The sequence below is a fragment of the Mycoplana sp. MJR14 genome, assembly GCF_029210525.1.
GTDB lineage: Bacteria > Pseudomonadota > Alphaproteobacteria > Rhizobiales > Rhizobiaceae > Mycoplana.
In genome coordinates this window covers 655,127-671,690 of the sequence record NZ_JARGEO010000002.1, presented here as the reverse complement: position 1 = coordinate 671,690, position 16,564 = coordinate 655,127, and the positions used below count along the sequence as shown (strand labels likewise).

The 16,564-nt window shown below is 67.4% G+C and carries 14 protein-coding genes; 3 read left to right on the top strand and 11 right to left on the bottom strand.

The window, feature by feature from the left end; genetic code table 11:
• Positions 1-190: 190 nt before the first annotated feature.
• The 9 genes from P0086_RS07455 to P0086_RS07415 all read right to left on the bottom strand — a co-directional run bounded on the left by P0086_RS07455 (position 191) and on the right by P0086_RS07415 (position 7,972).
• Entirely contained in the window at positions 191-1,072 is an 882-nt protein-coding gene (locus tag P0086_RS07455; protein ID WP_275784437.1) for a MoxR family ATPase, read from the bottom strand.
• Between the two features lie 65 nt (positions 1,073-1,137).
• The gene (locus tag P0086_RS25300) at positions 1,138-2,166 is read right to left on the bottom strand and encodes a molybdopterin cofactor-binding domain-containing protein (protein WP_345799304.1); all 1,029 of its coding nucleotides are present in this window, start codon (positions 2,164-2,166) and stop codon (positions 1,138-1,140) included.
• A 3-nt stretch (positions 2,167-2,169) separates the two neighbouring features.
• Positions 2,170-3,537 (bottom strand): xanthine dehydrogenase family protein molybdopterin-binding subunit, encoded by a 1,368-nt coding sequence (locus P0086_RS25295; RefSeq protein ID WP_112612773.1) that lies wholly within the window; start codon positions 3,535-3,537, stop codon positions 2,170-2,172.
• A gap of 13 nt (positions 3,538-3,550) precedes the next feature.
• Positions 3,551-4,033 carry a (2Fe-2S)-binding protein gene (locus P0086_RS07440; protein WP_148178719.1) on the bottom strand — a complete coding sequence of 161 codons (483 nt, stop codon included), beginning with the start codon at positions 4,031-4,033 and terminating at the stop codon, positions 3,551-3,553.
• Between the two features lie 92 nt (positions 4,034-4,125).
• Positions 4,126-4,929: an FAD binding domain-containing protein gene (locus P0086_RS07435; protein WP_275784123.1), complete on the bottom strand. Its 804-nt coding sequence runs from the start codon at positions 4,927-4,929 to the stop codon at positions 4,126-4,128.
• A gap of 10 nt (positions 4,930-4,939) precedes the next feature.
• Positions 4,940-5,383, bottom strand: coding sequence for an SRPBCC family protein (locus P0086_RS07430; RefSeq protein ID WP_148151416.1), 444 nt, complete (start codon positions 5,381-5,383; stop codon positions 4,940-4,942).
• 103 nt (positions 5,384-5,486) lie between these two features.
• Entirely contained in the window at positions 5,487-6,368 is an 882-nt protein-coding gene (locus P0086_RS07425) for an AraC family transcriptional regulator (protein WP_275784119.1), read from the bottom strand.
• Positions 6,369-6,537: 169 nt separating this feature from the next.
• Entirely contained in the window at positions 6,538-7,197 is a 660-nt protein-coding gene (locus P0086_RS07420) for a glutathione S-transferase family protein (RefSeq protein ID WP_275784116.1), read from the bottom strand.
• 115 nt (positions 7,198-7,312) lie between these two features.
• Entirely contained in the window at positions 7,313-7,972 is a 660-nt protein-coding gene (locus tag P0086_RS07415; RefSeq protein WP_275784114.1) for a dihydrofolate reductase family protein, read from the bottom strand.
• Between the two features lie 352 nt (positions 7,973-8,324).
• Between P0086_RS07415 and P0086_RS07410 the strand changes: the two genes are divergently transcribed.
• Entirely contained in the window at positions 8,325-9,125 is an 801-nt protein-coding gene (locus P0086_RS07410; protein WP_275784112.1) for a hypothetical protein, read from the top strand.
• A 78-nt stretch (positions 9,126-9,203) separates the two neighbouring features.
• Here P0086_RS07410 and P0086_RS07405 read toward each other — a convergent pair whose 3' ends face one another.
• Complete coding sequence (locus P0086_RS07405; protein WP_275784109.1) at positions 9,204-10,541, bottom strand: aspartate aminotransferase family protein; 1,338 nt, start codon at positions 10,539-10,541, stop codon at positions 9,204-9,206.
• A 164-nt stretch (positions 10,542-10,705) separates the two neighbouring features.
• Between P0086_RS07405 and P0086_RS07400 the strand changes: the two genes are divergently transcribed.
• Positions 10,706-11,254, top strand: a complete 549-nt coding sequence (locus P0086_RS07400) for a cupin domain-containing protein (RefSeq protein WP_275784106.1) — start codon at positions 10,706-10,708, stop codon at positions 11,252-11,254.
• Positions 11,255-11,276: 22 nt separating this feature from the next.
• Here the strand turns inward: P0086_RS07400 and P0086_RS07395 are convergent, their stop codons facing one another.
• Entirely contained in the window at positions 11,277-13,256 is a 1,980-nt protein-coding gene (locus P0086_RS07395) for an adenylate/guanylate cyclase domain-containing protein (RefSeq protein ID WP_275784103.1), read from the bottom strand.
• Positions 13,257-13,478: 222 nt separating this feature from the next.
• Here P0086_RS07395 and P0086_RS07390 point away from each other — a divergent pair, with 222 nt between their 5' ends.
• Positions 13,479-16,433 carry a calcium-binding protein gene (locus P0086_RS07390; RefSeq protein ID WP_275784100.1) on the top strand — a complete coding sequence of 985 codons (2,955 nt, stop codon included), beginning with the start codon at positions 13,479-13,481 and terminating at the stop codon, positions 16,431-16,433.
• Positions 16,434-16,564 lie beyond the last annotated feature (131 nt).

Here is a 16,564-nt window from a genome sequence, read left to right as displayed (position 1 = left end):
GGCGCATTCCCGGGGAAGCAGGGCCCGCCGTCCATGCCTGCCCGTCGCCGCCGCCATCATGGCCGGCCATCCCGATCGCGACTGTGCCGGCGCGACCCGCGGCCGTTCCGGGCGGCGCGCGCCGCCCTGCCGCAAGGCGGCCTGTCCGCCCCGGGGCGTTTCGGCGGGTTCGATTTGCCGGCCGGGCGCCTCATGCCAGGGCCTCCTCCACGATGGCGTCCAGCTGCGGGGCGATGTAGGCGAGATCCTCCTCGTCCTTGATCAGCACGCCGATCGCCCGCCGGAAGGCTTCCGGCCAGGGGCTGCCGCCCTTTTCGAGCACGGTCGCCGCGTTCGCCCATTCCACCGCCTCGGAGATGCCGGGCGGCTTGGCGAGCGGCCGGGTGCGGATCGCCCCGACCGCAGCGGCGACGGCGCGCGCGGTCCGCTCGGCCACGGTGCCCGCTCTCAGCATGATGATCGCCGCCTCCAGCAGCGCGTCGGGATAGGCGATCCAGTGGTAGACACAGCGCCGGCGCAGCGCCTCGGCGAGTTCCCGCGTCCGGTTGGAGGTCAGGATCACGATCGGGCGACTGGCCGCCGCAATCGTGCCGCGCTCGGGGATCGAGATCTGGAAATCGGAGAGGAATTCGAGCAGCAGCGCCTCGAATTCGTGGTCGGAACGGTCGATCTCGTCGATCAGCAGCACCGTCTGTTCCGGCGCCTGCAGCGAGCGCAGCAGCGGCCGGGCGATCAGGAAGCGGTCGTCGTAGATGTCCGCCTCGCGCTCGGCCGCCTGGCGGATCGCGAGAAGCTGTCGCTGATAGTTCCATTCGTAGAGCGCGTGCTGGGCGTCGATCCCCTCGTAGCATTGCAGCCGGATCAGCTGCCGCCCGAGGATGTCGGCCACCGCCTTCGCCGCCTCCGTCTTGCCGACGCCGGGCGCGCCCTCCAGAAGCAGCGGCTTGCCGAGCTGCACGGCCAGGAACACCGCGGTCGCAAGCCCGTCGTCGGCGATGTAGGCGACGTCCTCCAGGCGTGCGGTGACCGTCTCCGGCGTGTCCAGCATGGTGCTCGCGGAATTCTCCCGCATCATCGATCTCTCCTGCGCCCCGCGCCCTTTGCGCCGGGTCCGCTCCCGGCGGCGGGCATCCGTCCTCAATGCGCCACGGCCTCCGCGCGCTCCTGCGCCGCCTTCGCCTTCAGGGCGCGCAGGATCCGCTCCGGCGTGATCGGCAGCGTGTCGATCCGCACGCCGACCGCGTCGAAGATCGCGTTCGCGATCGCCGGGATCTGCGGATTGGCGCACATCTCACCCGGGCCCTTGGCGCCGTAGGGGCCGTCCGCCGCCGGGCGCTCCAGCACGATCACCTCCGTCTCGGCGAGGTCGCCGGGGCCCGGCATCAGGTATTCGTTGAAGTCGCGCCCGCCATGCTCGCGGCTCGGATAGTAGGGCTCGGTCGTCTCGTAGAGCGCGTGGCTGATCCCCATCCACGAGCCGCCGACGAGCTGCTGCTCGACCATCTTCGGGTTCAGCGCCCGGCCGATCTCGAAGACGTTCTTCACCGTCAGCACGTTGACCTCGCCGGTCTCGTCGTCGACCTCCACCTCCGCCACCGTGCAGGCATGGGCATAGCAGGTCGACGGCTTCATCGCGCCGGTCTCCGTGTCCGGGTAGGAGCGGGGGATCAGGAACATGCCGCGCCCGGAGATCGAGCGCCCGCGCTTGAAATGGGCGGCAAGGGCCGTGTCAAAGATCGAGATCGAACGCTGCGGCGCGCCCCTGACGTGGATGTTGCCCGCGCCGTCGGTGTCGAGGTCGGAAGCGTTGACCTCGAGCTCCTCGGCCGCCACCTCCAGCATCACCTGTCGCGCCTCCTTCGCCGCCGCGATCACGGCATTGCCGGCGCGGTGGGTGCCGCGCGAGGCGAACGTGCCCATGCAGTGCGGACCGGTGTCGGTGTCGGCGGTGTCGACGATCACGCGCTCGGTCGGCACGCCGATCGTCTCGGCGCAGATCTGCGCCATGATCTGCTTCATCCCCTGACCGAGGTCGACGCTCGACAGCGTCACCATGAAGTTTCCGGTCGGCGTCGAATGCACCAGCGCCTGGGTCGGGTCGCCGCCGAGGTTCATGCCGGTCGGGTAGTTGACTGCCGCCACCCCGCGGCCGCGCTTCATCGCCATCGGTCAGCCCTCCCGCCGTGCGGACGACATCGCAAGGTATTTCTCCGCCACCGGCCACCGGGCCGCGCGCGAAGCCTCCTGCATGCATTCGATCAGCGCCGCCCCCTCGGTCGGCTGGCGATGGGCCTTCATGTCGCCGTCGCGATAGGCGTTGACGAAGCGGAATTCGAGCGGATCCATGCCGACGAGCCGCGCCAGCTTGTCCATCTGCACTTCCAGCGCGAAGTCGCCGATCGTCACTCCGAAGCCGCGCATGGCGCTGGACGGCGTGCGGTTGGTGTAGACGCAGTAGCTGTCCACCCAGACGTTCGGCACCGTATAGGGACCGGGAAAGTGGGCGGCGGATTTCTGCGCGCCGTAGGGCGAATGCCGCGAATAGGCGCCGGCATCGATATAGGCCTTGACGTAGCGGGCGACGATGCGGCCGTCCTTCATCACGCCGTCCTTGATGACGAGCTTTTCGGCCGCGCGCGGCGAGGAGATCTGCATCTCCTCCTCCCGGCTGTAGATGAAGGAGACGGGGCGGCCGGTGAGCTTGGCGCCGAGGATGGCGATCGGTTCGACGGTGACGTCGACCTTGCCGCCGAAGCCGCCGCCGACGGTGCCGCCGACCATGTGCAGCTTGGCGCCGTCCATCTGCAGGATGATCGAGGCGTTGTCGAGGGTGAAGAACATCGCCTGCGTGTTGGTGTAGCAGGTGAAGCGGCCGCTGCCCTCGGGCACGACGATGCAGCCCGTCGTCTCGGTCGGTGCGTGTTCGATCGGCCCGGAGCCGTAGGTCTGCTCGAGGATGTGGTCGGCGCCGGCAAAGCCGGCCTCGACGTCGCCGTAGCGCACCTTGCGGCATTCGCCGCTGTCATAGCGATAGTAGTTCTGCCCGTGGTATTCGTTGACGATCGGCGCCCCGGGCGCCAGTGCCTCCTCGATCGAGAGCACCGCCGGCAGCACCTCGTAGTCCACCTTCACCTTCGCCGCCGCCTCCTGTGCGGCCCGCTCGCTGTCGGCGAGGATCGCCACCACCGCCTCGCCCTTCCAGCGCACCTTGTCGCTCGCCAGCACCGTCTCGTCCTCGGGGCCGACCTGGATCAGGATCAGGATGGTGTAGACGTTGTGCGGCACGTCGGCCGCCGTCAGGATGCGCACGACGCCCGGGTGCTTCTCGGCCTCGGAAAGATCGATCGAGCGGATGCGGGCGTGGTGGTGCGGGCTGCGCACCATCTTCAGGTGAAGCAGGCCCGGCAGGTTGCGGTCGGCGAAGAAGGTCGTCGTTCCGGTGACGTGCCCGAGCGCGTCCGAGCGCAGCCGCGGCTGGCCGATCTCCTTCAGGTCGTCCTTGCGCTCGTCGGCGAAATAGGTCTTGCGCAGTTCCATCGTCGTCTCCCCCTCAGGCCGCGCTCAGCGAGTTGGCGCGGGCGGCGGCCAGGATCGCCTGGATGATCGGCTCGTAGCCGGTGCAGCGGCAGATGTTGCCGGAGATCGCCTCCACCACGTCCTCGCGGCTCGGTTGCGGGTTGCGGTCGAGCAGCGCCTTCGCCGCCATGATCATCCCCGGCGTGCAGAAGCCGCACTGGGTGGCAAAGCCCTCGTTGAAGGCGCGCTGCAGCGGATGCAGCACCTCGCCATGCGCCAGCCCCCCGGTCGTCTCGATGGAACAGCCGCCGCAGCGCTCGGCCAGCGTCAGGCAGGAGAGGCGAAGCTCCCCGTCGACGATCACCGCGCAGCTTCCGCAGGTGCCCTGCTGGCAGCCCGCCTTGACCGACGTGTCGCCGATCTTCTCCCGCAGAGCCCGAAGCAGCGTGGCGCCGCTTTCGACGAACTCGGCCTTTTCCTCGCCGTTGAGCACGAACTGCACCGGAACCTTCTTCATGCGGTCCTCCCGAACCGTGTTGGCCTGTCGTTCGACTGGCGGAATTGTAAACGCGGCCCTCGAGCGCCGTCCGTGCGGCCGGCCTGCCGCCGTCACGGCGAAAGCAGCAGCCTCCCCAGATGCACCGGCAGCACCTCGTTGCGATACCAGGCGCTGGCGATCGCGTCGGTCGGCGGCGACGTACCCTCGGTCGCAACCGCGAGCGCTGCGGCGATCCCGTCCTTCGTGCGCGCCTTGCCGATCAATGCCCTCTCCACTGCGGGCGCGCGGATCGGCCGGTCCGCCATGCACCCATAGGCGATCCGCGCGCTGGTGATCGCCCCCGATCGCTCCTCCACGACGGCGGCAATGGTCACGACCGACAGGCCCTTCGGCCGGATGCGCGAGACCTTGGCAAAGCGGAACGATCCTTCCGCGGGCAGGCGGAACGAGACGGCGCGCACCAGCGCACGGGCATGAATGGTCTCGCGTCCGGCAAGAAAGTCGGTGACGGGCACCGCTGCGCCCTCGATGTCGAGGCTGGCGTCGAGTGCCACGAGCGCCACGGTGAAATCGCCATAGGGCGTCGGAGCGAACAGGTTGCCGCCGACGGTCGCCATGTTGCGGATCGCGGGGCCGCCCACGGCCTTGGCCGCCGGTGCGAGGAAGCCGAGCGCCGGTTCGCGGACGATTCCTGCCATGGTTACGCCGGCGCCGATCGTGGCCTGCCCGTCCGTGACCGCAATCGCCGACAGCGCCGGGTCGCTGGCGCTGACATAGGTGTCGAAGCGCAGGTCGCCCTCGTTGGCGTCGCGCACGACGAGGGTGCCGCCGCCGATGTAGCGCGCCGTGGCCTGCGCGGCGAGCGCTTCGCCCGCCGCAGTGAGGGTCGGGTAGGTCTTGAGCGCGAGCCCCATCGTCGCCTCCTCAGGCCTTGGCCGCGAAGTGTTCCTTCAGTGCGTTGAAGCCGCCCTGGAACACGTTGGCGCCCATGCCGGCGGCGATCTTGTCGGCCTCCTCCGCCGGCGCGTCGAAGGTGGCGGTCCATTCCGCATAGGTCTGGTCGCCGTCGGTGATCGGGCGCAGCGTCAGCGTCGCCCTGTGGTTGGTGATCGGCTGCGGCGTTTCCAGGATCGCGTAGCTGACGGAGCGGTCGATGTCGGAGAAGGCCAGCAGTTGCTCGCGCAGCGTCGCGCCGCTGACCAGCTCGAACCTGCGCACGCAGCCGATCCGGTCGGCCGGCAGGCCGCCCTCGATCTCGCTCTTGACCATGCGCGGATGCCAGTCCGGCAGCCCGTTGAAGTCGCGGATCTTCGCCCAGACGCTGTCGATCGGTGCGGGAATGACGGAGGAGATGAAGACGTTTGCCATGGATCTTTTCCTGTCGGTCTCGGTTGCCGGCAGCCTACGCCTGCCATCCGGGCCCGCTTATCGAAAAGTCTTGGCGGCCTATCCGAGCGTCTGAAAAAGCATCCTACCGACAGTAGGCCGCGGGCAATCGTCCGCCGGCATCGTCCGTGAGCGGCCGGGGGCCCTCGTTGGCGGCGGACCGGTAGACCGTCGGCGGCACGCCGGTATGCTCGCGGAAGAAGCGCGAGAAGTTGCCCTGGGTGGAAAAGCCGAGATGGCAGGCCACCGTGATCAGCGTCTCGTCGGTTGACTGCAGGCAGCGCAGGGCTTCGGCGATCCTGAGCGTGTTCCAGTAGACATTCGGCGTGACGCCCATCTGCTCCTTGAAGCGCGCGAAGAAATGCGGCCGGGAGAGGCCGACACTGCGGGCCACCTGGTCGAAGCAGATGCGCTCGCCGACATTGGCCTCCATCAGCGCGATCGCCTTGCGGATACGGTAGTCGCGCCCGGTCAGGGCGCCGCGGCAGGCGCGGTTCTTCGGCCGCGTCGCCTCGGCCGTGTCGAGCACGTGGTCGATGAAGCGCTCGAGCTCGTAGGCGATGAGATCGTAGTCCTCGTCGATCGACATCAGCCGCGACGTCAGCGCCTCGATGTTCGCCGCCATCCAGCCGTCGAGCGGGATGTCGGGGCAGTGGAAGGCATCGGCGCCCACCGGAAGGCCGCGCCGGGACCTGAGCCAGTCCATGTCGATATAGAAGGCCAGGAACTGACCCGGCACCTCGCCCTCGGAAAAGACGTGGTTGTGCGGCTCGAACGAGTTGATGCCGATCGCCATGCCGCGCTCCGGCCGGATCGTCCGCTCGCCCACCGTCATGCGGCCCGGCGCGCCGGCGAGCCAGATGACGATATGCGCTTCCGGATGGGCATGGGTGACGAGATTGCCGCCGACATTGAGCAGCGAGACATGGCCGAACGGGCCCCGAAAGAGCCTGATGGATTCCGTCATGTGTTCCTCCCGCGGATGAGACCTCCCGTTTCGACACGCTTGCCGCGCGCCGTCATCCACCGGGCAAAGTGTGTGGGCAAGCAGTTGCGGCGTCAACCCGACCGGCGCCGCCCGCAACCCGTGCGGCGCCCTCCGGTCAAAAATTCAGACGGATCGATTGCGCCGAGCGTCAGTCCCGGTCCGGCGCGCCGAGCGGGAAATACTTCCGGTAGGGCCGTGCCTCGTCGACGGCGCGGGCGAAGGAGGGCCGGGCGAGCAGGCGGGCGCGGTAGGCCGAAAGATGGGTCAGCGCCGGATCGATCGGATGGGTCCAGTCGGCATAGAAGAGCGAGGGTGCGGCGGCGCAGTCGGCCAGGCTGAACGCCGCGCCGGCCGCCCATTCGCGCCCCTGCATATGCCGGTCCAGCCATTGGTAGGCGCGTTCCAGCATCGTCCTGGCCTCGGCCACGCCATAGGGATCGCGGTTCGCCTCCGGACGGATCGCGTCGAGGACGACCTTCTGCTGCGGGGTGCTGATGTAGTTGTCGAAGAGGCGGTCCAGAATGCGTACCTCGATTGCCGCGGCCGGGTCCTGCGGAATGGGCCTGAACGGGCCGGGATAGGCGAGTGCCACGTATTCGACGATGACGGTGGCTTCGAGAAGCGTCCGGTCGCCGTCGACCAGCACCGGAAACTTCTTCACCGGCCACAGCGCCTCGAATTCCTGCAGGATGTCCGGATGCTCCGGGCTGAGCATGCGGAACTCGAAGGGGGTCTCGTTCTCGTAGAGCGCGATCAGCGCCTTCTGGCAGTAGGACGAGAACGGGTGCGCATACAGGATGGGGCTCACGGTTTCCTCCTCGCCTCCCGACAACGCCGGAAGGGTAGCAATACCGATTGCAATTTGCAATCGGATTGTCTCCTCTGCCGTGGAAGCCCGCCGGCCGCCCCGCTGTCGCGAGCTCTCACCTCAGCTTCCGCCGCCGCTCCAGTTCCGCCGCGGTCGGCTGCTCGAACTCGAACGAGCCGGTCCGGACCGCGCCGGCGCGGCTGTATCGGTTGGCGGTGACGCCGGACGGCGAGGTCTTCGAGCTTTCGAGCGTCAGGGCGAGCGGGGCGGCGCCGTCCGCAAAGAGCCTCTTGCCGCCGCCCAGCACCACCGGAAACACGAACGCGTAGAGTTCGTCCACCAGGTCCTCGCGGAACAGCGTCTGTAGCAGGTCGGTCGAGCCCTGCGTCAGAAGGTCGGGCCCGTCCTCGCTCTTGAGCTTGCGCAGCGTCGCGACCACGTCCGGGCCGAGCGTGCGGCTGTTCTTCCAGGCGGGATCGAAGTCCGGATCGCGCGTGGCGACGAATTTGGTGATGCGGTCGAACAGGGTGCCGATCGGATCGTCCGGCCCCGCGTAGGGCCAATGGGCGGCGAAGATGTCGTAGGTCTTGCGCCCGAGCAGAAGGTCGATGGGCCGGGACAGCATCGCGTCCACCGCCGCGCCCATCGCCTCGTCGAAATAGGGCACGGCCCAGCCGCCGTGCCGGAACCCGCCGACGGGGTCCTCGTCCGGTCCTCCGGGCGCCTGCATCACGCCATCAAGGCTCATGAAGGCTCCGACAACGATCTTGCGCATGTCCGTTCTCCGCGTGCGTTTCCAAATTAGGCTTCACAGGAAAGACGGCTGCGGGCGGCCGATCCCGACATCGACGGCGGAAAAATCCGCCCCGCGGGTCGAAAAATCCGGGATCAGGCCGGAGGAGACCGGCGCGCCCGGTGCGTGATTTCTGTCGCATCCTCTTTCTGAATTCAGCCACCTCGCGCCGGTCATGGCCGGAAATGCTTGTCAAGCATCCTCTAACTTGGTGTCATGCAAGGGCGTGGGGATCGATGATTCGCCCGACGCCGAGGGTGTGGCAGTGGGGACTGTGCCCACCGGGAAATGCTGTGACATATGAACGGTCGCCTTGCGACCCCTGGAGGGACATATGACGCTTCGCATCGCATCCACCCTTTTCTGCGTCGGGCTCTGCGTGCTGGGACAGGACGCCGCTGCCGCGGACGTCGCCCCCGTCATGACGCCGGAAGTCAAGCAGGTCGAGACCGAGAGCGGCTGGATCTTCACCGTCGCGCCCTATTTCTGGGCGGCAGGCATGTCCGGCGACGTCGGCATGAACATCGGGCGCTTTCACCCCACTGTCGATGTGGACGCGTCCTTCGGCGATATCTGGGATCATCTCGATTTCGCGTTCATGGCGCTCGGCGAAGCCCGACATGATCGCTACAGTGTCTTCTCGGATCTCATCTATATAAAGCTGTCCGGCAGTGCCGGCACACCCAGGGGCATTGTGGCCGACGAGGCGAAAGTGGATACCGAGACATTCGCTGGGCTTCTCGGCGTCGGCTACTCAGTCCTGCAGGACAATACCGGAAATCTCGATATTGTCGGCGGCGTTCGCGTCTGGTCGGTCGATACGACGATCTCCTTGAGCGGCGGCCTGCTGGACGGCCGTTCGACGAGCGACGGCGACACCTGGGTCGATGCCGTCGGCGGCGTCAAGGGTACCTATTTCATCACGCCGAATCTGTTCCTGACCGGCTGGGGCCTGGTCGGCGGCGGTGGCGCCGACATCGACTGGGACGTCGCTGCGACGGTCGGTTACAAGTTCAATGAAACCTTCTCCTCGGTGATCGGCTACCGCGCGCTCGGCGTCGACTACAGCAATGACGGTTTCGTCTTCGATGTCGTCGAGCAGGGGCCGATCATCGGCCTCGCCGTCAAGTTCTAGATTTGACCGCATCAGGATCGCAACAAAAAGAAAGGCCGGTCTGCGAAGACCGGCCTTTCCTGTTTCAGCACGACCAGGTCATTTTGCCCGCTTCAGCGCCTCGCCGAGCACCGAGACGATCTCCTCGAAGTGCGTCTTCTCGGCGATCAGCGGCGGCGAGAACGCGATGATGTCGCCGGTGACGCGGATCAAAAGGCCCTTTTCGAAGCAGTCGACGAAGACGTCGTAGGCGCGCGCGCCGACGGCACCGTCGCGCGAGGCGAGCTCGATGCCGGCGATCAGGCCGATCGTGCGGATGTCGATCACGTGCGGCAGGCCCTTCAGCGAATGCATAGCCGCGTGCCAGTCGTACTGCAGCGCGGTCGCCCGCGTGAGCAGGCCCTCGTCGCGGTAGATGTCGAGCGTGGCGATGCCGGCGGCGCAGGCGGCCGGATGGCCGGAATAGGTGTAGCCGTGGAAGAGCTCGATCGCGCCCTCCGGTCCCTGCATCAGCGCGTCGTGCACCTTGCGGCTGGTGAACACCGCGCCCATCGGGATCGCGCCGTTGGTCAGGCCCTTGGCGGTGGTGACGATGTCCGGGGTGACGCCGAAGAAATCGGTGGCGAACGGCGCGCCGAGGCGGCCGAAGCCGGTGATGACCTCATCGAAGATCAGGATGATGCCGTGCCTGTCGCAGATCGCCCTGAGCCGCTCGAGATAGCCTTTCGGCGGCACCAGCACGCCGGTGGAGCCGGCGACGGGCTCGACGATGCAGGCGGCGATCGTCTCGGCGCCATGCAGGGCCACCAGCCGCTCGAGATCGTCGGCGAGCTCGGCGCCGTGCTCGGGCTGGCCCTTCACATAGGCGTTCCTGGCCAGGTCGTGGGTGTGGCGCAGGTGGTCGGAGCCGGGGAGCTGCGGGAAGACGCGGCGGTTGTTGACGAGGCCGCCGACGGAGATGCCGCCGAAGCCGACGCCGTGATAGCCGCGCTCGCGGCCGATCAGGCGCGTGCGCGTGCCCTGGCCGATCGCGCGCTGGTAGGCGATCGCGATCTTCAGCGCGGTATCGACCGATTCCGAGCCGGAGCCGGTGAAGAAGATGCGGTCGAGCCTGGCGCCTTCCGGGCCGGGCGCGATCTCGGCCAGCCGCTCGGCGAAGTCGAAGGCGATCGGATGGCCCATCTGGAACGACGGCGCGTAGTCCATGGTGGACAGCTGCCGCTCGACGGCGGACGCGATCTGGCGGCGGCCGTGGCCGGCATTGACGCACCACAGACCCGCCGTGCCGTCCAGCACGGTGCGGCCGTCATGGGTGGTGTAGTGCATGCCCTCGGCCCCGGCGAGCAGGCGGGGTGCCGCCTTGAACTGGCGGTTGGCGGTGAACGGCATCCAGTAGCTGTCGAGCACCGGCGCGTTGGGCTTGTTGTGGACGTTCATGGAGACCTCCTCTGGCTGGCCGGATTGAGGCCATGCTTTGCGATCTTGAACAAGTCCTTTTCTGCCTGCTATGAACCCATTGAAATCTATGGATCGCGCATGCCGGAGTTTCGATATTTCGAACAAGGCAAACAGGCGGTCGCGGCAGGATTGCGGGAGGTCTCATGTCGGTCGACATCGGAAACAGGCTGCGCAGCCTGCGCATCGCCCACAATCTCTCCCAGCGCGAGCTCGCCAGGCGTGCGGGCGTGACCAATTCGACGATCTCGCTGATCGAATCCAACGCCTCCAACCCGTCCGTCGGCGCGCTGAAGCGGATCCTCGACGGCATCCCGATCGGCCTTGCCGAGTTCTTCGCCTTCGAGCCGGCGCGCTCGAAGCAGGCCTTCTACCGGGCCGACGAACTGGTCGAGATCGGCAAGGGCCCGATCTCCTACCGCCAGATCGGCGAGAACCTGTTCGGCCGGGCCCTGCAGATCCTGAAGGAGTGCTACCAGCCCGGCGCCGACACCGGCAAGGTGCCGCTCGTCCACGACGGCGAGGAGGGCGGCATCGTGCTGTCCGGGCGGCTCGAGGTCACCGTCGACGACGAGCGGCGCATCCTCGGCCCCGGCGACGCCTATTATTTCGAAAGCCGCAGGCCGCATCGCTTCCGCTGCGTCGGGCCGGCCCCCTGCGAGGTCATCAGCGCTTGCACGCCGCCGACGTTCTGATCCCCGCGCAGTATGCGTGGCCTCAGCTGCCGGAGGGCAGGGGCCGCGCCGCAAGGACATGCGGCTCCGGCTCCTCCTGCCGGCCGACCACGCCGATCACCTCGTAGAGATCGAGCTCGGTCGTGCGCCCCTTCGCCTGACCCTTGCCGAGCGGCCGGAACCGGATCCTGTCGTGACATTGCTCGACGACGGCGCCGCTGGCGAGGATCGTGGTGCCGTAGCTCTTGTTCATCCCCTCCAGCCGCGAGGCGACGTTGATGCTGTCGCCCATCGCCGAGTATTGCAGCCGGTCGTAGGCGCCGACGCTGCCGACGACGGCGGTGCCGGTATGGATGCCGAATCGGGTGCGGAATTGCGGCAGGCCGAGCTGCCGCTGCTTCTCGTTGAAGGCGTCGATGCGCGCCCGCATCGACAGCGCCCCGCGACAGGCGTTCTCGGCGTGGTCGGGGTCGGGGGCCGGTGCATTCCACATGGCGAAGATCGAATCCCCCAGGAACTGGATGATCGTGCCGCCGTGCGCGCTCACGGTATCGTTGAGGATGTCGAAGTACTCCGACAGCATGCTGACGACCTCCTCCGGCGAATGGCGCTCGCTGATCGTCGTGAAGTCGTAGATGTCGGTGAAGATGGCGGTCACTTCCTGCCGCCGCGCCGTCCGGCCGAAATTGCCCGACTCCAGCCCCTTTCGCACCAGCTCCTTCGGCACGTAGAGCCCGAAGGTGAAGATCGCGTCGCGTGCCCGGTTCATCGCGCCGCCGAGCGTGGCGATCTCGCTGACGCGCGTCGGCACCTCGATCGGGGTGCGGAAGTCGAGGTCCTGCAGCCGGTTGGCGCTGTCGGTGAGCTGATGCAGCGACTTGGTGACGAGGTGGGCGAGAAGAAGCGCGCCGAGGATGGCGAGCACGACGACCGCGCCCGAGATGGCGAGCCCCTGGTAGAGGCCGCGGATCGCCGGCGCCATCAGTTCGTCCACCGGGGCGGCGATGACGGCGATGTGACCGGGAAAGAGAATGGCGCTGTCGACTTCCGAGCCCAGCACCACCCAGCGCCGGCCGTCCGCCTCGACGATCCCCATCGTGTCGAGGGACGGCGGCTTGGCCTTGATCGCCTCCAACAGCGGGTCCCGCAGGGCTGCCGGGTCGAAGTCGCGCTCGCTCTTGGAGGCGGCGATCGCCATCATCAGCCGGCGGTCGGAATGGATCAGCGGCTTCTTCTGCGCATCGACGACGAAGGCGACCGCACTCGGCGTCAGACGTTCGCTGGCGATGAAGCGGGTGACGTGGTCGAGGACCACGTCGGCGCCGATGACGATGTCGCGATTGCCCTTGTGCGCCTGGGAGATGGTCATGCCGAGCGTCTTCGTCGTCGCCATGGTGTAGGGCCCGGTGGCGACCGGCCCGCTCCCTCCGGCTGCCGCCCGGTACCACGGGCGTTGCCGCGGGTCGTAGTCCCATCCGGTGACCGTCCGCCGCAGCAGTTGTTTGCCGGCGGTATCGTAGAACAGCACATGCTCGATCGGCGCGCCGTCGTTCGGATTGAGGATCCGCACCGCCATCGTGGCATTGGGCGGCGCGTTCAGGGCGGTCCGCCAGTCGGTCGAGGCAAGGTTGACGGCGTGGAAGAAGCTGCCGTCGGGATAGCCGGCGTAGACGCCGTCGATCTGCGGGGAGCGGGCGAGCGCCGCCCGCAGGATCGTCACCTTGTCGGCGACGCGTTCGTCCGCCTCGGCGAGGAACGAATTGGCGATCGAGACGATCAGGTTGACCAGGCCGGAGGTGTCGCCGGACAGGCTCTGCATCCGGGTGATCAGGCGCTCCTCGAAGCCGCGCATATGGTCCTCGGCCGCCGCGAAGGCGGCGTTGCGGGCGCGATTGAAGTCGATCGCGATCAGGACGCCGGAGACGGCGAGCAGCAGGGCGACCATGACGCAGGCGAGCAGCGTGCGCAGCGATCCGCGCCACACCCTGTTCGTCGGTGAAACCGGGAAGTCCTTCGCGCTCATCCTGTGCCCCTTGCCTTCCCGTCCCGCCGGTCGTCCCGTCCGTGCCTCGGCACCGATCTGCAGCGTGAACCTGTTGATATGATTTGCCAAGTCGCGCCGCAAGATAAGAAGGGAAACCGGCCCGTTCGGCCTGTTCCCGCAGGAACAACCGGCGGCTGCGCGCTTGTCTAGCAATGGGCGTGCGCCGAAGAGGCGCTGCAACCTTAACTGTCGAGGAAGCCCATGAGCAAGAAACTGAAAGTCATCGCGCCGTTGCAGCCGGCATTCGCGCTCGATCCGCTCGCGGCGAGCTACACGATCCCTGGCGTCGGCGAGCAGACGGCCACCGGCGATGCCGGCAAGAACACGCTGAGCACCGGCTCCGGCAACGACACCATCACCGGCGGCCTCGGCGGCGATACCATCAATGCCGGGACGGGCGACGATGAGATCCGCAACCTGAGCGCAGCCGAGCTGACCGGCGACCGGATCGACGGAGGCCTCGGCTTCGACGAGCTGGCGATCGATTTCGGCGCCTCCACCAAGGGCGTCTCCTTCACTGCTTTCGATCCCATCGTCTCCAAGTCCGTGCTCGGCGCGACGATCGTCAATGTCGAAAGCTTCCGGCTGGACGGCAGCAGCTTTGCCGACACCTTCACCGGCGGGCGCTGGGACGACTGGTTCGAGGGCGGCGACGGCAACGACACCCTGAACGGCGGCATCGGCAAGGACTGGGTGGAAGGCGAGAACGGCAACGACAAGCTCTATGGCGGCAACGGCGACGATTCGCTGCTCGGCGGTGCCGGCAACGACTACATGTCCGGCGGCTACGGGAGGGACTGGCTTTCGGCGGACGAGGGCGACGACACGCTCGCCGGCGGGGCCGACGACGACTATCTCTACAGCCACACGGGCAACGACAAGGTCTACGGCGACAGCGGCGACGACACGGTCCAGGGCGGCAGCGGTCGCGACTACATCGACGGCGGCACCGGCAACGACATTCTCTCGGGCGACGCCGACGACGATACCGTTCTCGGCGGCTCGGGCAACGACATCATCCGCCACAGCCTCGAGAGCTGGGCGAGCGACGGCAAGGACACCCTCGACGGCGGCACCGGCACGGATTCGCTGACCCTCTCCGGCCTCACCGGCACCTTCACCGCCAAGGCATCCTCGACGAAGCAGACGCTTGCGGACGGAACGACGATCGTCAACTTCGAGGTCTATACGATCAGCGGCTCGGAGGGCAGCGAGAAGATCACCGGCTATACGGGCAACGACACGCTGTCGGGCATGTCCGGCAACGACACGCTGACCGGCCTCGGCGGCAACGACCATCTCGACGGCGGCCTCGGCATCGACGTTCTCGACGGCGGCGACGGCAACGATCTTCTGATCGTCGGCAGCGGCGGCAAGGACACGATCAAGGGCGGCAGCGGCTACGATACGGTCTGGATCTACCGCTCCGACAGCACCGCGAACCTCACCTTCAGCGTCTCCGGCACGACGGCCAAGCTCTCGGATGGCACGGTGATCACCAGCGGCGAGAGCTTCACCATCGAGACTGGCAGCGGCCACGACGTCCTGTCGGCCGGGACCCTGGGGCACGTCGATTTCGATGCCGGCAGCGGCAACAACACCATGACCGGCGGCAAGGGCGACGACCAGTTCTACTCCACCACCGGCAACGACAAGGTCACCGGCGGCGACGGCAACGACCGCATCGTCGACGGCGGCGGCGCCAACCGGCTCGATGGCGGCAACGGCAACGACTACGTCTCCGCCGATGCCCGCTCCGGCACCGGCCTGACGACGATGATCGGCGGCGCCGGCGACGACGTGGTCACCGTCAACAACGCCAGCGGTTCGACGGCGGGGCGCTTCATCGCCGACGGCGGTACCGGCACCGATACGCTCTGGATCAACCGCTACGACAGCACCAAGAACCTCTCCTTCACGCTCTCGACCAACGCGACGATGGTCAACGGCGACGTGACGGCGAAGAACTTCGAGCGCGTCCACCTCTCGACCGGCCAGGGCCACGACACGCTGACGGCCGGCAAGCTCGACGACTACCTCAACGGCATGGCCGGCAACGACACGCTCAAGGGCCTCGGCGGCAACGACGAGCTGACCGGCTGGTACGGCAGCGACAAGCTCTACGGCGGCGACGGCAACGACGAACTCTGGGGCGCCGGCGGCATCAAGGATACCAGCGCCGACAGACTCTACGGCGAAAACGGCAACGACATCCTCAACATGAACGCCGGCGACTATGCCAACGGCGGCTCCGGCGCCGACCGCGTCTACATCGATTTCTCCGACGAAACCTTCAACGCCTCCTTCGTCTTCAGCACCGGCCTGGTCAAGGTCAATGCGAACACGTCCTTCACCGGCATGGAGGCGATCGACTACCTGGGCAGCGCCGGCAGTGACGTGGTGACCGCCAGCACCAATGAGGACTATCTCGACGGCGCGCTCGGCAACGACACGCTCAAGGGCGGCAACGGCAACGACTACCTCATCGACGGCAAGGGCAACGACAAGCTGTACGGCGACAGCGGCAACGACGAGTTCGTCCGCTTCACCGACGAGACCGGAAAGGACTATTTCTCCGGCGGCAGCGGCGTCGACACGCTCGAGTTCAACATCGTCTCCGATCAGTCGGTGATCGTCGACCTGCAGAACAGCGCCAGGAACGGCGGCGTCGCCTCGGGCCTCTCGCTGTCCAGCATCGAGAACGTCATCGGTCGCACCAGCGACGACACGATCTACGGCAACAGCGCCGTCAACGTGTTCAAGGGCGGGCTCGGCGACGACAAGCTGGACGGTCGCGCCGGCAACGACAAGCTGGAAGGCGGCGGCCACGGCGATACGCTGACCGGCGGCTCCGGGGCGGACCAGTTCATCTATGCCAGCGGCGAGGCGGTCGGTTCGGGCGACCTGATCACCGACTTCAAGCGCGGCGAGGACAAGCTCGTCATCGACAAGTACGTCTTTGGCTTCTCCAAGCTGGCGCTCTATTCCGGCAACGATCTGAAGTCGACCGGCTCGGCGGCGCAGTTCTTCTTCGAGAAGGACAACGGCCGGCTCTGGTACGACGCCGACGGCACCGGCAACGAGGCCGACGGCGTGCTGGTCGCGACCCTCGACAACGTCACCTCGCTCTCCACCAGCGACTTCCTCCTGATCTGAGCGGGAACAAGGCGTCCGACAAGGGAAGCCGCCGGAGCAGTCCGGCGGCTTCTGCGACCGGGACGGGGGAAAGGCTCGCAGCTCGGCCGGGCGAGCCTGTTCCCGCAGGAACAACCGGCGGCTGCGCGGTT

Bases quoted from the DNA above. Each gene is read 5' to 3' on its own strand.
- P0086_RS07410 (WP_275784112.1), top strand. From the start codon at position 8,325: ATGACGCTTCGCATCGCATCCACCCTTTTCTGCGTCGGGCTCTGCGTG.
- P0086_RS25295 (WP_112612773.1), bottom strand. From the start codon at position 3,537: ATGGAACTGCGCAAGACCTATTTCGCCGACGAGCGCAAGGACGACCTG.
- P0086_RS07400 (WP_275784106.1), top strand. From the start codon at position 10,706: ATGTCGGTCGACATCGGAAACAGGCTGCGCAGCCTGCGCATCGCCCAC.
- P0086_RS25300 (WP_345799304.1), bottom strand. From the start codon at position 2,166: ATGGCGATGAAGCGCGGCCGCGGGGTGGCGGCAGTCAACTACCCGACC.
- P0086_RS07395 (WP_275784103.1), bottom strand. From the start codon at position 13,256: ATGAGCGCGAAGGACTTCCCGGTTTCACCGACGAACAGGGTGTGGCGC.
- P0086_RS07415 (WP_275784114.1), bottom strand. From the start codon at position 7,972: ATGCGCAAGATCGTTGTCGGAGCCTTCATGAGCCTTGATGGCGTGATG.
- P0086_RS07440 (WP_148178719.1), bottom strand. From the start codon at position 4,033: ATGAAGAAGGTTCCGGTGCAGTTCGTGCTCAACGGCGAGGAAAAGGCC.
- P0086_RS07405 (WP_275784109.1), bottom strand. From the start codon at position 10,541: ATGAACGTCCACAACAAGCCCAACGCGCCGGTGCTCGACAGCTACTGG.
- P0086_RS07430 (WP_148151416.1), bottom strand. From the start codon at position 5,383: ATGGCAAACGTCTTCATCTCCTCCGTCATTCCCGCACCGATCGACAGC.
- P0086_RS07435 (WP_275784123.1), bottom strand. From the start codon at position 4,929: ATGGGGCTCGCGCTCAAGACCTACCCGACCCTCACTGCGGCGGGCGAA.
- P0086_RS07455 (WP_275784437.1), bottom strand. From the start codon at position 1,072: ATGCGGGAGAATTCCGCGAGCACCATGCTGGACACGCCGGAGACGGTC.
- P0086_RS07390 (WP_275784100.1), top strand. From the start codon at position 13,479: ATGAGCAAGAAACTGAAAGTCATCGCGCCGTTGCAGCCGGCATTCGCG.
- P0086_RS07425 (WP_275784119.1), bottom strand. From the start codon at position 6,368: ATGACGGAATCCATCAGGCTCTTTCGGGGCCCGTTCGGCCATGTCTCG.